The sequence below is a fragment of the Allocoprobacillus halotolerans genome (assembly GCF_024399475.1).
Taxonomy (GTDB): Bacteria; Bacillota_I; Bacilli_A; order Erysipelotrichales; family Coprobacillaceae; genus Allocoprobacillus; species Allocoprobacillus halotolerans.
In genome coordinates this window covers 802,487-818,446 of record NZ_CP101620.1, presented here as the reverse complement: position 1 = coordinate 818,446, position 15,960 = coordinate 802,487, and the positions used below count along the sequence as shown (strand labels likewise).

The 15,960-nt window shown below is 30.2% G+C and carries 16 protein-coding genes; 14 read left to right on the top strand and 2 right to left on the bottom strand.

The window, feature by feature from the left end; all coding sequences use genetic code 11:
• Positions 1 to 2: 2 nt before the first annotated feature.
• Positions 3 to 389 carry a hypothetical protein gene (locus tag NMU03_RS04990; RefSeq protein ID WP_290141571.1) on the bottom strand — a complete coding sequence of 129 codons (387 nt, stop codon included), beginning with the start codon at positions 387 to 389 and terminating at the stop codon, positions 3 to 5.
• A gap of 129 nt (positions 390 to 518) precedes the next feature.
• On the opposite strand from NMU03_RS04990, the gene NMU03_RS04985 reads away from it, so the two are divergent.
• From NMU03_RS04985 to NMU03_RS04920, 14 genes are all read left to right on the top strand, one after another.
• A complete protein-coding gene (locus NMU03_RS04985; protein WP_290141570.1) occupies positions 519 to 1,109 on the top strand; it encodes a thymidine kinase in 591 nt (196 codons plus the stop codon).
• A gap of 619 nt (positions 1,110 to 1,728) precedes the next feature.
• Entirely contained in the window at positions 1,729 to 3,045 is a 1,317-nt protein-coding gene (gene ltrA / locus NMU03_RS04980; protein WP_290141569.1) for a group II intron reverse transcriptase/maturase, read from the top strand.
• A 141-nt stretch (positions 3,046 to 3,186) separates the two neighbouring features.
• The gene (locus NMU03_RS04975) at positions 3,187 to 3,561 is read left to right on the top strand and encodes a pyrimidine dimer DNA glycosylase/endonuclease V (RefSeq protein ID WP_290141568.1); all 375 of its coding nucleotides are present in this window, start codon (positions 3,187 to 3,189) and stop codon (positions 3,559 to 3,561) included.
• A gap of 696 nt (positions 3,562 to 4,257) precedes the next feature.
• Positions 4,258 to 4,944 (top strand): AzlC family ABC transporter permease, encoded by a 687-nt coding sequence (locus NMU03_RS04970; protein WP_353956657.1) that lies wholly within the window; start codon positions 4,258 to 4,260, stop codon positions 4,942 to 4,944.
• Positions 4,937 to 5,251 (top strand): branched-chain amino acid transporter permease, encoded by a 315-nt coding sequence (locus NMU03_RS04965; protein WP_290141566.1) that lies wholly within the window; start codon positions 4,937 to 4,939, stop codon positions 5,249 to 5,251. The genes NMU03_RS04970 and NMU03_RS04965 overlap by 8 nt, the downstream gene beginning before the upstream one ends.
• 32 nt (positions 5,252 to 5,283) lie before the next feature.
• Entirely contained in the window at positions 5,284 to 5,940 is a 657-nt protein-coding gene (locus NMU03_RS04960; RefSeq protein ID WP_290141565.1) for an SGNH/GDSL hydrolase family protein, read from the top strand.
• A gap of 1 nt (position 5,941) precedes the next feature.
• Positions 5,942 to 6,685: an alpha/beta hydrolase gene (locus NMU03_RS04955; RefSeq protein WP_290141564.1), complete on the top strand. Its 744-nt coding sequence runs from the start codon at positions 5,942 to 5,944 to the stop codon at positions 6,683 to 6,685.
• 65 nt (positions 6,686 to 6,750) lie between these two features.
• A complete protein-coding gene (locus NMU03_RS04950; RefSeq protein WP_290141563.1) occupies positions 6,751 to 7,410 on the top strand; it encodes a LytR/AlgR family response regulator transcription factor in 660 nt (219 codons plus the stop codon).
• Entirely contained in the window at positions 7,410 to 8,276 is an 867-nt protein-coding gene (locus NMU03_RS04945) for a hypothetical protein (RefSeq protein ID WP_290141562.1), read from the top strand. The genes NMU03_RS04950 and NMU03_RS04945 overlap by 1 nt, the downstream gene beginning before the upstream one ends.
• Before the next feature lie 321 nt (positions 8,277 to 8,597).
• Entirely contained in the window at positions 8,598 to 8,885 is a 288-nt protein-coding gene (locus NMU03_RS04940; RefSeq protein ID WP_290141561.1) for a hypothetical protein, read from the top strand.
• A gap of 37 nt (positions 8,886 to 8,922) precedes the next feature.
• Positions 8,923 to 10,761, top strand: a complete 1,839-nt coding sequence (locus NMU03_RS04935; RefSeq protein WP_290141560.1) for an ATP-binding cassette domain-containing protein — start codon at positions 8,923 to 8,925, stop codon at positions 10,759 to 10,761.
• Positions 10,724 to 12,199 (top strand): AAA family ATPase, encoded by a 1,476-nt coding sequence (locus tag NMU03_RS04930; protein ID WP_290141559.1) that lies wholly within the window; start codon positions 10,724 to 10,726, stop codon positions 12,197 to 12,199. Before NMU03_RS04935 ends, NMU03_RS04930 begins: the two co-directional genes overlap by 38 nt.
• Before the next feature lie 125 nt (positions 12,200 to 12,324).
• Entirely contained in the window at positions 12,325 to 14,148 is a 1,824-nt protein-coding gene (typA, locus tag NMU03_RS04925; RefSeq protein WP_290141558.1) for a translational GTPase TypA, read from the top strand.
• Between the two features lie 540 nt (positions 14,149 to 14,688).
• Complete coding sequence (locus tag NMU03_RS04920; protein WP_087244848.1) at positions 14,689 to 14,907, top strand: DUF6465 family protein; 219 nt, start codon at positions 14,689 to 14,691, stop codon at positions 14,905 to 14,907.
• Positions 14,908 to 15,613: 706 nt separating this feature from the next.
• Here NMU03_RS04920 and NMU03_RS04915 read toward each other — a convergent pair.
• Positions 15,614 to 15,955, bottom strand: coding sequence for a DUF6618 family protein (locus NMU03_RS04915; protein ID WP_272595459.1), 342 nt, complete (start codon positions 15,953 to 15,955; stop codon positions 15,614 to 15,616).
• Between the last annotated feature and the right edge of the window lie 5 nt (positions 15,956 to 15,960).

Here is a 15,960-nt window from a genome sequence, read left to right as displayed (position 1 = left end):
TTTTAAGTGCGTTTATCAAATTGTTGATGGCATGAAGGACAAGTGATTGTAATTTCACCTTTTCCTTTAGGGACTCTCAAATATTGATGACAGTGAGGACATTTTAAATATTTGTGTGTTTTACGATATTTCCATTTGTTTTTTTGACGATTCAAAAATTTTCTTATACCTGATGTTCTGGATAAGAACCATTCGTTTTCTGCCTGACGTTTATAGATTTGTTTAGAAAACATTCTAAAGATAGAATAAATAATCAATGCATAACATAAGACGGATACAAAAGGGAAAAATAACGAAAGCACCAATAAAATAATATAAGTTACAAATAAAAAGTTTCCAAACTGATCAACCCCATAGCGACCATACATAAAATTTCTTAACCAATTCATTTTTATCACCTGCGCCTTATTATAAAGATGAATTGTGAATGAAATATGTACTCACATAATTTATGTAAAAGATGTATGAATTTGACGATATTTATAGTATAATGAGTATTTGTGGAGGTTGAAGTTATTATGTATAATCAATATCGTGAAGGTTGGCTTGAAGTGATTTGTGGATGCATGTTTGCGGGAAAGACAGAAGAATTAATTCGTCGTATCAATGTCCTTTCTTATGCCAAAAAGAATATTATTGTTTTTAAACCGTCTATTGATAATCGTTATTCTGAAAAAGAAATTGTTTCTCATGCTGGAACAAAAGTTCCTTGTGTGGTTGTCAAAGATTCAAAAGAAATATTAAGAAATATTAAACCTGATACTGAGGTTGTGGCGATAGATGAAGTACAATTTTTTGATCGTGATATTGTTGATGTTTGCGAATATTTAGCTGACAAAGGTTTACGTGTCATGGTTGCTGGATTGGACAAAGACTTTAGAGGTGAACCATTTGGTGTTTTACCAGAATTGTTGACACGTGCTGAATTTGTGACAAAATTAACAGCTGTTTGTGCTAAATGTGGTGCCCCAGCAACACGTACACAAAGATTGGTCGATGGACATCCTGCTTCTTTTGAAGATCCAATTGTTTTAGTAGGTGCTGTTGATCATTATGAACCACGTTGCCGCCATTGCCATGAAATTTTAAATAAACCACATAAATTTTAAAAGTTCACACTCAAGACACATTTGTGATATATATTTATAGTGTCGAAAGACAAATACGATAGTATTGATTCCCCTCAAATCTATCATATATCCCTAAGAAAGAGATGTTTCCCCAAAACATCTCTTTCATTTTGTATGCCGGGCATGGCATATATCTAGGTGGTGAAAGTCCACTGTGGGGGCGATGTCGCAACTGCCAACCACTAGCCAATATCAAGGGTGTCTATCGTGAGATGGAATCTGAAAGAAGATGGAGGCAAAGTCCTGGTCCGAGGAACACGAATCACATCAGGCATATAATAGGGACGAGTGTGCAAAACAACACGAAGTCATAAGAGGTTGCGGAATAGGACTATTATATGTAAATGTGGCGGATATATGGGAGGAAAGAGATATGACCTTATCCCGGGAGGTCTCACTAGCGATACAGCAGTAACAACGAATAGTGAGAAGTCAGCAGAAGTCGTAGTAGTAAGGAAGTGACTGTAATGGTCATGGAGCGAAGGACTGAATAAATCTATCAGTTATTGAATTTTGAATTGATTTCATTATACGAAACCGTGGAGATAGACGAGTACACTAGAAGACCCGAAAGAAGAATGTAGGGAAGGTGAGTATAATGGATAGCGAAAGAAATGGAGGTAACGAAAATATGAAAACTGATAACACATTGCTTGAGGAAATGCTTAGTGATACTAATCTAGAACTAGCATTTACACAAGTCAAACGAAACAAAGGTGCAAGTGGAGTAGATGGAATGGAAGTAGCTGAACTTAAAGACTATTTAGATAAACATCTAGAAGAAATTAAGGACAGTATACGAAACAAGACATATAAGCCACAACCTGTGAGAAGAGTAGAAATACCCAAACCCGATGGCGGAATACGAAATCTAGGAGTGCCAACAGTACTTGATAGATTTGTCCAACAAGCCATAGCCCAAGTGTTAATACCTATCTATGAACCAATATTCAGTGACAATAGTTTTGGATTTAGACCAAATAGATGTTGCGAAATGGCAATCATCAAAGCATTGGAATATATGAATGAAGGCTATCAGTGGATAGTAGATATAGACCTAGAAAAGTTCTTTGATACAGTTAATCATGATAAACTTATTTCACTTGTCATGAAAGATGTAAAGAGTGGAGAAATAGTATCCCTAATTAGGAAGTTTCTAGTAAGCGGGATTATGATTGATAATGAATATAAAGAGTCAGTCGTAGGAACACCACAAGGTGGAAATCTAAGTCCGCTACTCAGTAACATAGTTCTCAATGAACTAGATAAGGAAATGGAAGCACGAGGACTAAGATTCACACGATATGCAGATGATTGTATTATATTAGTGGGTAGCAGTAAAGCCGCCGATAGAGTAATGGAAAACATTAGTAAATTCATAGAAAAGAAACTAGGACTTAAAGTAAATATGACTAAAAGTAAAGTTTCCAAACCTAATGATATTAAATATCTAGGATTTGGATTCTATTATGACTCTTTTTCATCTATGTGGAAAGCAAAACCACATGAGAAATCTATCGCAACACTGCAAACAAAACTAAGGAGACTAACAAATAGAAGTTGGTCAGTATCGTGGGAATATAGAATACTTAAGATAAGACAACTTGTAAATGGGTGGATTAACTATTACCGTATTGGAAATTTTATAAAAGTCTGTAGAAAACTAGATGCACAAATAAGATTTAGGATACGTATGTACTTATGGAAGAAATGGAAAACCATAGGAAATAGAGAAAAGCAACTAAGAAAGTTAGGGGCATTACCATGGCAAGCTAAAACTTGGGCAAACAGTCGAAAATCATATGCAAGATGTGCAAGTACATTTCTTCGAACAAGAATAACTAATGATTTATTATATAGAAAAGGACTACCATCAATGGTAGCCCAATATCAGTTAAAACATATTTCAGTATAGATTTAAACCGCCGTATGCCGAACGGCACGTACGGTGGTGTGAGAGGTCGAAAATAAATATAAAATTATTTATTTTCTCCTACTCGATTATTGAGTATTTTTTAAATAAATTTCATAATAATGGTATAAGGAGGAAATAAAGATGCACTTATACCATCAAGATTTAATTCCATATTTATCTCAGGAACAATTATTAAAACAACATTATGAAATTTGTAAAATAAGAGGTTCAAAGTGGAACAAACAAAAGGATTATCAAAAATATATTTATTGTCATCCATATCAATATCTTTATGCATTTCATTTATTGATTATTAAAGCACTTGAAAAATATCAATTTTTTGTCAATCCACTTTGGAAAGATGCATGTTATCGAGGAATGGAAATTGGATATGAGGTTTCATCTATGACCTTTATTGATAAAATGACTATTCATCATCCTATTTATCCAGAACACAATCAAGATTATTATGAACAATGTCTTAAAGAATTAAAAATGATTCACAAAAATGAATAATTTTAAAAATGTTCATATATCGTTCATATTGACAAAGTATATTATAGGTGTAAAGATAATAGAATTCATAAAACTCCCTTTAAAATATGTATTCTAGAAAGAGCCTAAATCCAGGGCTCTTTTTTGTTCATAAATTTAAACGATATATATTTTTTATGACGAATCTTATGATAATAAATATAATACTCATTGATATAAGGAGGCTTATATATATTTATCTATTTGAAATGTGTAAATATCATGTATATAGTATATGATTGGAATTGCTAGGAGCGTAAAGGAACAAAGTTAAATAGAGATGATTGTTATAATTGTTGATGAAAGTGAGATTTGAGCAGGTTAATAAATGTCACTCATGAATAGGTTATTGAAGTAGAAAACAGATGAGAGAAATATTCTTTAGAAGATAGATTCATTATGGCATTAGTAATTGCCTTGTCAAAACCAAATCACCATCACGTGGGTATGTCATATTTTCATTGGATTCAAGATTTTGAATATCATATGTTCTTGTTGTATTCCATAAAGGAAATCGGTCGTCCCATTAGCATTTTGATAGAATAATGCAAGTAGATATTAAAAATTATGTATAAATATGATTGTACTAAAGAGTTTTTATTTTAAGAAGATTATTTATGAAAAATAACAAAGATAGTGCTAAAATAAGACATAACAATGATTTTGAGGGGTGAAATGATGAAAAAGATAATGCAAGAAGCCTTGATTGCTTCAGTGCCAGTCATGATGGGATATGTTGTATTAGGTATGGCATTTGGGATGTTATTGGAAAGTAAAGGCTATTCATTTGTATATGCATTAGCGATGTCAGTTTTTATTTATGCAGGAAGTATGCAATTTGTAGCGATTAATTTATTAACATCAGGAGCGACATTGATGAATACAGTGATTATGACATTGTTGATTAATGCCAGACATTTGGTTTATGGATTATCTATGATTAAAAAGTTTGAGGATATGGGGAAACTCAAACCTTATATGATTTTTTCTTTAACGGATGAAACTTATTCTTTATTGGTCAGTGCGAAAACACCTGAAGGGTGTGATCAAAAATATTATTTCTTTTTTATTTCATTGTTTAATCAATGTTATTGGATTATTGGAAGTTTATTAGGAAGTTTTGTAGGTTCATTACTCACAATCAATACCACTGGTTTAGACTTTGCTATGACAGCATTGTTCGTAGTGATTGTGGTTGATCAATATTTAAATTCTGATAAACATCTTTATACATATATTGGTTTTGGAATCAGTATTGCTTGTTTATTGCTTTTTGGAAGTGATGCCTTTATTATTCCATCTATGATTGGGATTATTTTAAGTTTGATTTTGGTTTATCAAAAAGGAGGGGAACAGCATGTATGAGTTATTGCTAATTGGTGTGATAGCGATTGTGACGTTTATCACTAGAGTTCTCCCTTTTGTGGTGCTTAAAGATAAATCTTATCCTATTATTGAATATCTAGGGGATGTATTACCTTATGCAATTATGGCAATGCTTGTTGTATATTGTTTAAAAAGTGTTGATTTATTGAGTGATAATCATGGTTTAAGTGAAATTATTGGTGTCAGCAGTGTGGTTATTTTACATTTGCTCAAACGTAATACATTATTATCCATTATTGGTGGAACTATAATTTATATGCTATGTGTTCAAATTATCTTCATATAAACTATGGTATAATAGATGCAGAGGTGAATGATATGCGTGAAAATATGAAATATGATACAAATATTTATCAATTAAGAGAATCTGTTTTAAAAAGAATGATTCAAATTATTCAACAACAAAGATATGTTCAAGACAATAGTATTGTTTTTTATGGTGATTCCATTATTGAATATTACGATGTTGAACATGTCTTTAAAGATTTAGGTCCAGTCTATAATTGTGGGATTGGTGGTATCACTTCAGATATGTTGTTGCATTTTGTAGATGAAGGTGTGATTAAATATCATCCTGCCAAAGTTTTTATTTTGGTTGGGACAAATGATTTAGGAAATACGATGATGGCAAGTCCTCGAGATATTGCATTAAATGTTAAAGAAATGGTTGAAATTATTCATTATAATTTACCAGAATGTCAAATTCATTTATTAAGTCCTATTCCATGTATAGAAAATCTACATGGTTATCAGTCCATGCATCAAGGCTTAAGAAGTCATGATACCTTAGAAATGATTATGCAAGAATATCAACGTATGATTCCTTATGATTATGTTCATTTTATGGATATTTATCATTCTTTATTTGAAAATGGTCAATTAAAAGAAGATGTCTTTATTGATGGTTTACATATTAATGATGAAGGTTATCAAATAATAACTCAAATTATACAAGATACGTTGAAAGGAGAATAATATGCAAAAATATTATGAAATAGAAACAGAATTAGGAACAATGCGTGGTTTTTTTCATAAACCAGATGTTTCTCAGTTTCCAGTGTGTATTATTTTTCATGGTTTTACAGGACAATGCACCGGTACAAAATTTTCTTATGTGCAATTATCAAGAATGTTAGAAAAACAAAATATTGGTTCATTGCGTATGGATTTTTTAGGTAGTGGACAATCTGATTTACCATTTAGGGATATGACTTTTGAAAATGAACTTGATTCAGCAATCAAAATTTTTCAAGAAGTCAAAAACATGGATTGTGTGACAGAGATTTATTTATTAGGACATTCCATGGGTGGAGCGATTGCCAGTGAAGTGGCGAAAAGATACCCACAAGATATTTCTAAAATGTGTTTATGGGCACCAGCCTTAAATCTTCCAGAAGCCATTGAATATTTAAAAGGACATGTGGATGAAACACCATATTATGATCATAGTGGTTTTGAAATCTCTCATGCGTTTGTAGAAGATATCACATCAAGAGATTTGTATCACGATTTAGATATTTATCAAAATGATTTAATGATACTTCATGGAACAAAAGATGCAACTGTTCCTTATGATATATCAAAAAAATATTTAAAAGGTTTTTCACATCCTGTTTTTTATCCTATTGAAGGTGCAACTCATAACTATGATAGTTTAGAACATATCAATCAGGTGATTCAACTTACATATCATTTTTTAACAAATAACGGAGATGAATAATATCTCTGTTTTTATTTATATATTGTTTGTGCTATAATCTGTTTATAAAGGTAAGGTGTTCATAGATGAAAGTTGTGATTGTTGATGACTCAAGAAAAGAAGCAAAACAAGCTGCTCAATATATAAATCAATATTTTGAAGATGTTATGATATTAAAACCTAAAGAAATAACATCAAAGTTTTATCAAAATTACGATGTTTATTTTTTAGATTTAGAGATGAAACCAAGTGGTCAAGACATTGCAAGAGAATTAAAAAGAGTTCATCCACAGGCTATTTTTATGTTTATGACACATCATCAGTCTTATATCTTTAACACTCAAGTTTATAATCCTTTTTATTTGATTCGTAAATCTCATTTTGAAGATGATTTAAAGATAGCTATGGATATGTTTAAAGCTGAAACAGCTCATTTTTTAACAGTTATATCTCAAAAACAAAAGATTATGGTTGATATGAATGATATTCATTATATAGAAGTTTATGGTGGGAAAATCACAATTCACATGGAAGAAAAGGATATTTCATATTGGGGAACATTTAAAGAATTAATGAAGGAATTACCATCAGAAAAGTTTATGCGTATTCATCAGTCTTATATTATTAATAAAGATCATATTCAGGGAATGTATAGAACGCAACTGATTATGATGGGACAATATATACCTATTTCTAGAAAATGTATCAAAGAAGTAAGAGAATATTTTAATAGGATTGTTTCATAATGAAAATAATAGCAATCATATCAGGATTGGGCTATTTAGCTTATCTCTATGTTTTTCATGTTGTATTTTTGCCTTCTCAAATCTACGAATTTTTGTTTGTTTTCGTATCTGGTTTATCTTTGATACTCAGTTTTTATTTCTATCATCACAAACGTCATTTTGCCTGCATCACAGCCATGATTATATATGCCTTGAGTTTTTCATTAAGTTATTTTGTACAGGTTTTTATAAGTATTCATTATTATACAAAGATTGTTTTCTTATTTGGTTTACTTTTTATATTATCTTTCATAGCTTTCATTATTTATTTCTATGCTTTTATTCAAAGATTACATATGGATAAAGTCAATCAACAAAAATATATTAACCAGATAGAAAAAGAAATTTATGAAAGTTATATTCATGTTTTACGCCATGATTATAATCAAAAGTTATATCAAGTTATGAACGATATTCGCATGAATGATTCTCAAAAAGCCATTCATCATCTACAAGCATTAACGCAGGAATCTTATCAGGACACTGCAATAACAATATCAAATATTCCTTCGCTCAATCATATGTTTCAAACAGAATTAAGTTTGTATCATAAAGAACATATTCCTTTTCAATATTATCTTTGTAAAATTGAAAAATATTGGCATGAAAATTATACTGTCTTTATTTATCAATTACTAGAAGATGCGAGAAAACCTCACAATGAAATCAAGCTTTATATTCAAATGAATCAAGAGTCTTATCTTTGTCGTTTGGTTTCTTTACAACCCCTTCATTATCAAATTGATATTTCTCATGATATATCCATTGTTGAAAATAAGTTTTCAAATGACTATATTTACTTCATAACATTACCTTTTAGCCAATAAAGATGGTCAATCAGCGGATTAACCATCTTTTTGTTCGTCATTTATTTATAATGGTTAACAGGAGGTGATTAAGAAAATATTCAAAAAGAGTCAGAAATTTCATTTCCGTTAAAATAAATTAACATAGGTGAGATTGTTCGTAAAAAGGGAAGATTTAAATTTAAAATTAGAAGGTTCACACAAATCAAATGAACTATGATAATTAAGTATGGTTTGAAGTCAACAAGGAAAGTAAAGTGTAATTATTACAAAAAAATATTTATATTTACAGTTTTACTATGTATGTTATTTATTATTCCAGTTGCAGCGGCTGATGATATAATGCCGTTAGCGGATATAACATATAAATCAAGTTATAGAGAGTCTAGTACAGGGGTAAGACTTACTTTCTATTCAAGTGGTAACTATACTTCTTCTGGGGTTACGGTTGGTGGATTAAGTACAACGCAGACAGATGATAACTGGTTTAATTATTTTGACAATATTAAAATGACAAAGCGATCAGGAAAAACAAATCCTTATGCAAAATGTACTTTTAAATATGTACATGCCGGATCATATGTTGCATCTACTGCTTCAGTTGTACAACCTTTAATACATAATTATTAAAGCAGGAATTATTCCTGCTTTTTAGGAGGAATATTATATGAGGATTAAACAAGGAAAGATATATGCAGTGGTTGAAAAAAATGGCTGTGGCAAAACCACATTAATGAATCAGATTTTTCTACAACATCACCATCAAAAGATAGTCTATATCCAACAAAATAATTTCTTGATAGAACAATATACTATTGAAAAGAACTTACAGTTTTTTGGTTACAATTTTCAAAATCAACAGATTAATCGTTTATTAGAATTACAGGAAATAGGACAACTCTATCCTTCACAAGTATCTTTAGGTCAAAGGCAAATGGCTGTGATTGTAGGAGCGTTATATAGTGAAAGTGAAGTGATTATTTTTGATGAAACATTGAGTGGTTTAAATCATGATATTTTGAATTTTTTGTTTCCTCTATGTCAAAAAATATCTTTGCAAGAGAATAAAACGATTCTTATTGTGACACATCAAAAAGAAATCATCGATCAATGTGATGAAGTTATTGATATAGAAAATCAAGATATTAAGCTAGAATTAGATTTTTTATCACCTAAGAAACATTCAAAAATATCATGGAAAGATATATGGGTTTATCAAAATAAAAATCGTATCAAACAGATACTTATTTTTGTAATGATGTCCATATGTTTGTTGTTTATATTTTTTACACAATATTATCGTGAAATGACTTATGCTGATATGAACAATCAACTTGCAAAAAATATGTCACAGGAAGTCTTTGTCATGAATAATACGGATGTTTATCATCCCTATTATCAACAATATGATATTTATTACCAATCATTGACGAATCAACAAATTCAAGATTTAAAGAAGATTGAGGGTTTAAGTGATTTTCAACCCTATATTCCTTTTTGTTTAAAACAAAAAAGAAATCAAAATCATGAAGTCTATTATGATTCTGTTGTTGTGATGGATGGTAAACAAGAAGTTGAAAAAACATTATCTAATGATAAACAGTATTTTATTAATGGTTATACATCTTTTTCTAAAATGGATGATTCTTTAGAATATCGAACATCCCATCAACAAGGACTTATTTTATCCAAATGGTTCTTAGAGGAATTGGATATGTCTTATCATGATTTAGAAAATATGCAATTGAAAATAAATATAGCCATCCCTATTCAACAAAGCGATACAATTGATGGGATGCAAACAGCGATTTTAGATGAAAATGATGAAGTCATATGGAAAGATATAGAGGGCAGAGAAATTGAATATCAGGAAATGACTATGACTTTTGATATAAAAGGTGTTTTAGATGAGAATGGACTTTTTATAAGTCGTGATTATTGTTTTGCATATTTGGATCAAACAACGATGTTATCTTTGTTTGAACAGTATAATATCAATTATCAACCTAATGCTTATTTTGCAAAAATAGATCACTTAGAAAAGTATCAATCTATTCAAAGTCAAGTTGAAAAAGTTGCTTCGACATTAGAATTTTATTGTGCTTATTCATTAAATCAGATAGCTGATACAGTCTTACAGTTTGTTAAAATATTATCTTTGATTTGTATTATACCATTAGGATTGTTAATGATTGTGCTTGTATATACTATCTTTGGACAAAAACGATTACGTTTGCAGGAATATGATAAACTTATGCATTATCAATTATCTTTCAATCAAACTTTAGTTTGGATTATAAAGAAATATTTATTAGAGATTTTGATATTCTTCTGGTTTTATGGTGTTTTATATGTATGTGTCAACTTATTTCTTTACACTATTCACTATCCATTGTTGCTATTTTGGTGGGGAATGATTATTTTGCCTATTTTGTTGTTGTATGTTTTACCAGTAGGAGTTGATATTTATGCTTTGTATCGAAAATATGAACATCACGTGGGATAAGAAAGTTTTAGGCGTTATAGATGCTCAGTTTTATGAAGGAGAAATATCTGTAATTACAGGAACGAATGGCATTGGAAAAACAACGTTACTTTATTATTTAGCATTATTAAAAACAGGAACAGGAAAATATCAATATCATCAGCAAGTCATAGATTTACAAAGTTCACAGACACATCTTTTTCGTTATCAATATATTTATTTTTTATTACAGGAATTATCTTTATATGATGATATGATTTTACAAGATTACTTGGATATGATGGCAGGAAAATCATCATATGATGTACCTTTTCCTTTAAATAAGAAAATCAAAGATTTTTCTTTAGGAGAGAAACAATATCTTTTATTGTATGGTGGTTATTTACAAGATAAAGCTATTTATTTGTTAGATGAACCAACGTCAGCTTTAGATACACATATGAAAGAGAAAGTTTTAGAGTTATTAAAGCAGTTAAAAGCAAAAGGGAAAATCATTATCATTGTGACCCATGATCAAGAATTAATTCAACAAAGTGATTGTCATTATCATTTTGAAAATAAACAATTAGAATGTATTAAAAAAACAATCTCACATCATTCATTACCTTTAACACCAGCTTCTATTTGTCAAAAGTCCCTTTTAAAGATGCGTATACATTCTTTACCATTTCGTTATACATTTTGTTTTTTGATGATATTGACATGTTTCTATTTTCTTATTGGAAGTTTTGTTTTTCAAAAAGAAAAATCTATTCAATCAAAGCTGGTTAATAGCACAAGACAAAATATTATTGTTTCTCATTTAGAAAAACCTGATATTCAAAATATCAATTGTCAAATTGAACCTTATTATCTTTATCAATATCAAGACTATACTTTTGTTAAACAAGCCTTTCCACTCACTTATAAACAAAAAAGTATTCAATTGAACAATACAACAATAACATATTATGAAAATAAAGATACTTGTTATATCAAAAAAGATTATCCATTACTAGAAAAGCATCAAGTTGGTTATCTCATTACTTTTGATGATCCATATGTTTATCCGTCATTAATGCGTCAATTATATGCACAATATGAAATACAAAATATTCAATCTTTATATATGGAAAAAGAAAATCGAGAAACCTTGACAATGGAAAAAGATGTTATTGTGATTTTTTATCGAATATTACTTTTTGGTGTCACTTTACTTATTGTATCTTTCTATTTTCAAAAAATGCAACGCTATCAAATAAAATATATCCTCATTATGACATCATTAGGTATAGCTTATAAAAATCAATTCAAATTATTATTCTATGAAATAATAGGAATGATGTTGGTATCTTTGATGATTCTATATGCCTATCCAATAGAATGGACGATACTATTCATTGTTGTGTGTATCAATTATCTTTCGTTATTGTGTTATTTTCAAAAAAATTTTGCAACAATATATCGTCTGTATGAATAACTTTTTTGATTAAGAAATAAAAATGATATGATTCATGCTTTTTTATCGTTAAAGTCAAAGTATTTTGTATTGTCTTTTCAATGAATTGTGTTATAATCAAAAAGGCAAAAAAGGAGTGAAAAAACATGAATAACATTAGAAATATAGCAATTATTGCACACGTTGATCATGGAAAAACAACTTTAGTAGATCAATTATTAAAATTATCTGGAACTTTAAAAGATAATGAACAGATTGCTGAAAGAGCAATGGATTCAAATGCGATTGAAAGAGAACGTGGAATTACAATTTTAGCAAAAAATACTGCTATTAATTATAAAGACTATCGTATTAATATTATGGATACACCAGGACATGCCGATTTTGGTGGAGAAGTAGAACGTATTATGAATATGGTAGATGGTGTTTTGTTGGTTGTTGATGCCTATGAAGGAACAATGCCTCAAACACGTTTCGTTTTAAAGAAAGCCTTAGAAGCAAAAGTCAAACCAATTGTTGTGATTAATAAGGTTGACCGTCCAGTTGTTCGTATTAATGAAGTTATGGATGAAGTATTAGAATTATTTATGGAACTTGGAGCAGATGATAATCAGTTAGATTTCCCAACTGTCTTTGTATCTGCCTTAATGGGAACTTCTAGTTTAGATCCTGATATTGCAACGCAAGTGCCTAATATGGATTGTTTATTTGATATGATTATCAAAGAAATTCCTGCACCTTTAGTTGATGAAGAAGGTGGATTACAATTCCAACCAGCATTACTTGATTACAATGATTATGTTGGACGTATTGGAATTGGTCGTATTCAAAGAGGAAAAGTGAAAGTGAATGAAACTGTTGTTTGTTTAAGAGCGGATGGCACAAAGACACAGTTTAGGGTTCAAAAACTATTTGGATTTTTAGGATTGCATAGAATTGAAATTGATGAAGCGAGTGCTGGTGATATTGTTGCGATTGCGGGGCTTGCTGATATTGGCGTTGGTGAAACAGTTTGTACAATGGGATATGAAGAACCATTACCATTATTACGTGTCGATGAACCAACAATTCAAATGGTCTTTGGAACAAATACTTCTCCTTTTGCAGGAAAAGAAGGAAAATTTGTTACAGCAAGTAAAGTTGAAGAAAGATTATTCAAAGAAACAAACAGAGATGTATCTTTAAAAATTGAAAGAGTTCCTAATGCTGAAGAATGGATTGTTTCAGGACGTGGAGAATTACATTTATCAATCTTGATTGAAAATATGCGTCGTGAAGGTTTTGAATTACAGGTATCAAAACCAAAAGTTATTATTAAAGAAATTGATGGTGTTAAATGTGAACCTTATGAAGAAGTCTTTATTGAAGCACCTGATGAATGTATTGGAAGTATTATTGAATCTTTAGGATTTAGACGTGGAAGCTTAGAAAATATGGAATCTGATAATGGTATGACAAAAGTTCATTATATTATTCCATCTCGTGGTTTAATTGGTTTCATGACAAACTTTTTAACAATGACAAAAGGTTATGGAATTATCAATCATTCATTCTTAGATTATCGTCCAATGGAAGGTGACGCTGTTGGTGAAAGACAACTAGGTGTCCTTGTTTCTATTGATACAGGACAAACAACTGCTTATGCGCTTGGTGGTGTTGAAGATCGTGGTGTCATGTTTGTAGGACCAGGTGTGGATGTTTATGAAGGTATGATTGTTGGAGAACATAGTCGTGACAATGATTTGGTTGTCAATGTGACAAAAGGAAAACAATTAACAAATACACGTTCTTCTACAAAAGATTCAACTGTTGTCTTAAAGAAACCAAGAATCTTTAACTTGGAAGCTTGTTTAGATTATATTAATGATGATGAACTTGTGGAAGTAACGCCTCAAAATATTCGTTTAAGAAAACGTTTATTAACAGAAAATGAAAGAAGAAAAGCTTATACAAGAAAAATGAATGGATAATGAAAAAATTCTTACTTGGAAAAAACAAGTAAGAATTTTTTATAAATATTATTTTTAACCTAAAATATAAAACGCATTATAGGTATAAAATCAGTCAATGATTTTGTTGCTTATTGAGGATCTTGAGCATCGAAAGAATACTTATACTATGGGTAGGAGTTGTCTAAAATAAAAGATTGAAAAGAAATGATTTCATTTGTTCATATAAAATAACTTAATAGTGTGGTTGAAAAAATTTTATATTTATCTTGTGTTTTTGAAGAAATAGATGAAAATCAAGATTTATCTATTGAAGAAATGATAGAGAAAGGTTATGAATTTATGATTTTAAAAGTGAGTTGATGTGATAAAAACTGTTGTCTATAGTGAAAATATGCTAATATTTTTAATTTTTTTCATATTTTTATGCAATAAAATAAGAAAATTTCAATAAAAATTTGAGTATTTATAAAAAAAGTGATATATTGTTGAAGGTAAATGAAGTAATTTATTGCAAAGTAAAACGCTTTCATTTATAATATAAATTAAGGAGGGGACGCAGTGAAAATTAAATTACAAGTACAATTTCATAATAAAAACGTTGAAACAACATCTATTGAGAAACTAGTAAAAGAGGATGTTAAATCAAAAGGTGTTAAAATGACAACTATTGATACATTAGAGGTTTACTATAAACCAGAAGATTCTTCAGTATATTATGTTGCGACAACAAAAACTGGTGAAGTCGTTGGAAATGACCAACCATTATACATCGGTTAATCTTAATATTACAAAAAACGTATACCCAAACGAAAAAGGCTATAACAAAAGTTATAGTCTTTTTCATGTGTGCCATGCATGGCATAAAACTTGGTGGTGAAAGTCCACTGTGGGGGTTTCGTACTACCAACCACTAGTCAAAGACAAGGTATCCATCGTAAGGTGAGAACTGAAGGAAGTCGGAGACAAAATCCTGACCCAAGGAATACGAACTATTTAAGGCATATGCTTATTGGATGAGATTGCATGACAAATCAAAGTCCAATAGTACGACGGAATAAGCGGTGTAAAGATAGTGGGTACATGGGATGAAAGTGTTATGTCTTACCGTGGGAGGTCCTAGGGACATGATGAAAATGTAATCATGGTGGAAATGTTTGTCCTAGGAAGTCAGCCGAGGTCATAGTAGTGATGATGATAACTGTAATGGTTATCTAGCGAAGGACCGAACATAAGGAGGTGAACTGGAAATGAAAGATACTCAGGATAAAATTGGATACTGTCAACTATCATTAGGCTTACTCTATGAAGATAGTACGGAATACGACAATAATGGAGAAGTGTATCCTATATGTTAAACCACAAATTCTGCGATAATGTTAACTGCAGATTAATTTATACTGATTTATCACGTCCTTTTATTTTTAACCGCAGATTATTTGCTACCTGCTGATGGATAGTAAGTGATCAATGAAAAAAGGATATATCATATCGATACATCCTCATAGTTATATTGTTCAAATATACTTTTTATCGCGTATGCAATCCTTCTGCTTTCTAATTCATCATCTATATTATCATACACAGATTCCGTATTCCACATGATATCTGTTGGATATGCCAGTGGTATAAATCTATCCTGGTTTTTTCTTATGATTTTATCGTAGTAATGTATAAACAATTCCCATTCCCCCGCTATTACGTGCATCTGACACCTATATATACTTTTTTCTGTTTTTATGTTAAATGTATAATATGGTCTGATTTCTATGCAGTCGATCTCCCCAACCTGTTTTTTATTTTCTCTATCTTTATATATATAATCCATCTTTC

Bases quoted from the DNA above. Each gene is read 5' to 3' on its own strand.
- NMU03_RS04990 (WP_290141571.1), bottom strand. From the start codon at position 389: ATGAATTGGTTAAGAAATTTTATGTATGGTCGCTATGGGGTTGATCAG.
- NMU03_RS04985 (WP_290141570.1), top strand. From the start codon at position 519: ATGTATAATCAATATCGTGAAGGTTGGCTTGAAGTGATTTGTGGATGC.
- ltrA (WP_290141569.1), top strand. From the start codon at position 1,729: ATGGATAGCGAAAGAAATGGAGGTAACGAAAATATGAAAACTGATAAC.
- NMU03_RS04975 (WP_290141568.1), top strand. From the start codon at position 3,187: ATGCACTTATACCATCAAGATTTAATTCCATATTTATCTCAGGAACAA.
- NMU03_RS04970 (WP_353956657.1), top strand. From the start codon at position 4,258: ATGAAAAAGATAATGCAAGAAGCCTTGATTGCTTCAGTGCCAGTCATG.
- NMU03_RS04965 (WP_290141566.1), top strand. From the start codon at position 4,937: ATGTATGAGTTATTGCTAATTGGTGTGATAGCGATTGTGACGTTTATC.
- NMU03_RS04960 (WP_290141565.1), top strand. From the start codon at position 5,284: ATGCGTGAAAATATGAAATATGATACAAATATTTATCAATTAAGAGAA.
- NMU03_RS04955 (WP_290141564.1), top strand. From the start codon at position 5,942: ATGCAAAAATATTATGAAATAGAAACAGAATTAGGAACAATGCGTGGT.
- NMU03_RS04950 (WP_290141563.1), top strand. From the start codon at position 6,751: ATGAAAGTTGTGATTGTTGATGACTCAAGAAAAGAAGCAAAACAAGCT.
- NMU03_RS04945 (WP_290141562.1), top strand. From the start codon at position 7,410: ATGAAAATAATAGCAATCATATCAGGATTGGGCTATTTAGCTTATCTC.
- NMU03_RS04940 (WP_290141561.1), top strand. From the start codon at position 8,598: ATGCCGTTAGCGGATATAACATATAAATCAAGTTATAGAGAGTCTAGT.
- NMU03_RS04935 (WP_290141560.1), top strand. From the start codon at position 8,923: ATGAGGATTAAACAAGGAAAGATATATGCAGTGGTTGAAAAAAATGGC.
- NMU03_RS04930 (WP_290141559.1), top strand. From the start codon at position 10,724: ATGCTTTGTATCGAAAATATGAACATCACGTGGGATAAGAAAGTTTTA.
- typA (WP_290141558.1), top strand. From the start codon at position 12,325: ATGAATAACATTAGAAATATAGCAATTATTGCACACGTTGATCATGGA.
- NMU03_RS04915 (WP_272595459.1), bottom strand. From the start codon at position 15,955: ATGGATTATATATATAAAGATAGAGAAAATAAAAAACAGGTTGGGGAG.